3 protein-coding genes are annotated in these 3,193 nt (G+C 66.8%); all 3 read right to left on the bottom strand.

Annotation, left to right across the window (positions count from 1 at the left end):
• Positions 1-990, bottom strand: a 990-nt coding sequence (locus J7360_RS20885; protein WP_209034733.1) for a DUF3526 domain-containing protein, incomplete at its 3' end; no start/stop codon positions are given.
• Positions 990-2,426 carry a DUF3526 domain-containing protein gene (locus J7360_RS20880; RefSeq protein WP_209034731.1) on the bottom strand — a complete coding sequence of 479 codons (1,437 nt, stop codon included), beginning with the start codon at positions 2,424-2,426 and terminating at the stop codon, positions 990-992. The genes J7360_RS20885 and J7360_RS20880, both read right to left, overlap by 1 nt.
• A gap of 10 nt (positions 2,427-2,436) precedes the next feature.
• On the bottom strand, positions 2,437-3,159 hold the full coding sequence (locus J7360_RS20875; RefSeq protein ID WP_007962992.1) for an ATP-binding cassette domain-containing protein: 723 nt from the start codon (positions 3,157-3,159) through the stop codon (positions 2,437-2,439).
• Positions 3,160-3,193: the final 34 nt, after the last annotated feature.

The following is a 3,193-nucleotide window of genomic DNA, read 5'->3' as shown; positions in this document are numbered from 1 at the left end:
CACCTGCTGGTCGCCATTCTCATGAAATGCGAAGTACCACTTGTAGTGGAACGCCGTCGTCAGCGGCGCCGAATCGGCCCATTGCCGATTGCGCGCGTAGAACGCCTGCATGGTGTCCTGGCGCGGGATGTCCCAGGCATGGTTGACCGCCTCGCGCTGCAACCGCGCGATCTCGACACCCTGGTTGACCGGCACCGCCTGATTGATCGCCACATGCGCCAGCGCTGGCGCCACCAACGCCAGCACGACCCAGCAGGTGGCCAACGCCGTGGCATGCGCCGCAGGCCGCCACTGGATGCGCCCGACCAGCACCGACAGCAGCACCCAGAACAACAGGTACGCGCCGCCAAGCGCCAGCACCGCCAGTTGCTGCAACCACGGCACCGCATTGAACGTGGCGAACATGACGAACGGCGCGCTCAGGCACACAAGCACCGCCGCTGCGCGCACCACCACGCGGCGCACCAGCAGCGCAGCGCCCGCACCGGGCAGTGCGGCAAGCATGCGTGCACGCCCTGCTTCGCGCTCGCCCGAACGCAGATCGAACAACAGCGCAATCACGAACAGCGGCAGCAGGAACACCAGCACGAACGCGTAGTCGAAGCGGCCAGCCAACGCGAGCTCGGGGTTGTAGCTGTCGCCATCATGGATCTGCGCTTCCAGCCCCAGCGCGCGCACGCGCAAGATATACGGCGAGACATCGCGCAGGCCGATCGCCGCAAAGGCCAGTGGCGATGGCAGGTCCCAGGTGGGGTGGAAGCTGTAATAGGCCGCGCTGCCGGCATCGTTGGAACGCGCCACGTAGTCTTCCACCGCGGCGCTGTCTTCGCGCTGCAGCGCTGCAATCTTGGCGACGTTGTCGCGCTGCGTCGCCATCACGTGTTGCCCGGACAGCAGGCTGCACACGGTGAGCAGCGCAAGCAACAGCAACCCGGCGAGCGCTGCACGTGCGCGCAGCAGCAACAGCAGTTCGTATTTCCACAGCACCATCAGCGCGCCACTCCCACACCTCGCCCGGCTGCCACCAGCATGCACAGCGCAACAAGCAGCCAGGCCCCGATCAGGCCGAACGCCGCACCTGCCGTACCGATCACCTCGGTCGCCGACGCCGGCCGGAAGGCGAACACCGGAATCTCATGCCAGTGCTCGGACGAAATCCGCTTGCGGCGATCGGCGCCTGCGTCCTGTGCGGTGTCGTCGGCCATGCTGACCGCGTCGGCCTGCAGTTGGTTGAGCTGCTGCACCAGCGTGTAGCGGTAGTGCTCAGCCTGCGCCAGGAATCGCAGATGCGCGCGCAGGTCGGTTTCCGCCAGCGTCATGGACACCTCGCGCAGCGCCACTGTCGGGCTGAGCAACGCAAATGCGCGTACCAGCAGGTTCTGTTGCTGCTGGATGGACGCATCGCGGCCTGCATATCGCTCGAACAGGCTTGCGCTCAGCCGCTCGCCTTCCAGTGCCAGCAGGCCCTTGTAGTTCACCGGCAGGTCTTCCACGCGCTGCACGCCGTAACGGGCCAGCGTCTGCTGCTTGAATTGCGCAAAGTGCGGGTCGTCCGGATTGTGGCTGTCGCCGAGCGTGCGCAGGTCGCGCTGGATCGCCACATCGGTTTCCAACCGGGTCGGTAGGCGGTACGCGGCACTGGCCGCGTCCGGCGCCACGCGCGGCACCAGCAAGGCCAGCCACACCCACACAGCCAGCGACACCAACAGCGCATCGCGGCCGCGGCGGCACAGCATCGACACCGCCAACACCAGCGCACACCACACCAACAGATACGCGCCATAGGACAGCACCAGCAGCGCAACCAGCGGCGCTTGCCCTGGCAACAACGCAATCGGCGCCAGGCCGATCAAGGCCGGCAGCAGGCAAGCGCCGGCCACCGCCGCCAGCGCGAGATATTTGCCGCCGAGCAACTGCCGGCGCGTGGCACCCTGCAGCAACAGCGCGCGCAAGGTGCCGGTTTCCTGCTCGCGCGCCACTGCGCCATAGCCCAGGAAGACCAGCATCAGCGGCGCCAGCACCTGCAGCACGAAGGCGGGCGTCAGCTGGCCGAAACGCACCAGCAACGAACTCTGACGCACATCGCCGAAATTGGCAGTGTTCTGGCGGTGCCCTTCCAGAAACATGCTGTTGCCGGTGAACGCATCCACGCCGGAATCGAATGCAGCCAGCGCCGGCAACGGGCGATAGATGAAATGGCCGTAGTGCACCACGCGGTGCGGATGCCGGTCCGGCTGTGCTTCGAACGCCTGCTGCGCTGCCTGTTGCTGCCGCGCGCGGAAATCGGCCACTTCGCGCTGGTGGTGCGCAGCGGTCAACGCCGCCACCAGGGTGAGCAACATCAGCAACACCACGCCGATGGCCGCGGACCGGTTGCGCGCCATGTAGCGCAGTTCTTCGCGCGCGACCAACAACACCGGACTCATACGTGCAGCCTCACGCAGCGCGATCCTGCGGACGCGCGAAACGCGCATGCAGGGTGCGCACATCGAAGCCGCTGTCGCCGGCACCGATTTCTTCGGCAATCCGGCCATTTTCCAGAAACCCGATGCGGTCGGCCACATCCACCGCACCGAGCAGATCGTGGGTGACCATCAGCACCGCAGCGCCGCGTTCGCGCACGCTGCCGACCAGGCGATTGAAGTCGGCAATGGCGCGCGGGTCCAGCCCGGAGGTGGGCTCGTCCAGCAGCAGCACCGGTACCTCGCGCAATGTGGCCACGGCAATGGCCACCTTCTGCCGCATGCCTTTGGAGAACCCTGCCAGCCGTTGCGCCCAGGCTTCGCGCTGCAGGCCAGCGGCTGCAAACGCCTCGCCAATGGCGGCCTGGCTGCGGCGCTGGCCGGCCAGGGCGAGTAGATAGTCGGCATTTTCCAAGGCGCTCAGATGCTCGTAGAGCGCCACGTTTTCCGGCAGATAGGCCAAGTGCGCACGCGCCTTGCCGGGGTCGGCGACGGGGTCCACAGCGTCCACCCGCAAGCTGCCGGAGACGGGTTTGACGAAGCCCAGCAACGTGGACAGCGTGGACGACTTGCCGGCGCCATTGCCGCCCAGCAAGGCGTAAACGGTGCCGCGCGCGACGCCGAGGTTCAGCCCCTGCAGCACCGCGCGGCCGCGGTAGGCCACGTGCAGGTCGGAGATTGAGATCGCGTGGGTCATTGAAGAAATCAGGGCATGATTAGGGGATGCATTG

Source organism: Xanthomonas sp. D-99, assembly GCF_017746145.1.
GTDB lineage: Bacteria > Pseudomonadota > Gammaproteobacteria > Xanthomonadales > Xanthomonadaceae > Xanthomonas > Xanthomonas cissicola.
This window is presented reverse-complemented; position numbering and strand designations above follow the sequence as displayed.

What these genes read in the sequence shown, in the direction of transcription:
- J7360_RS20875 (WP_007962992.1), bottom strand. Translation starts at nt 3,159, where the DNA reads ATGACCCACGCGATCTCAATCTCCGACCTGCACGTGGCCTACCGCGGC.
- J7360_RS20880 (WP_209034731.1), bottom strand. Translation starts at nt 2,426, where the DNA reads ATGAGTCCGGTGTTGTTGGTCGCGCGCGAAGAACTGCGCTACATGGCG.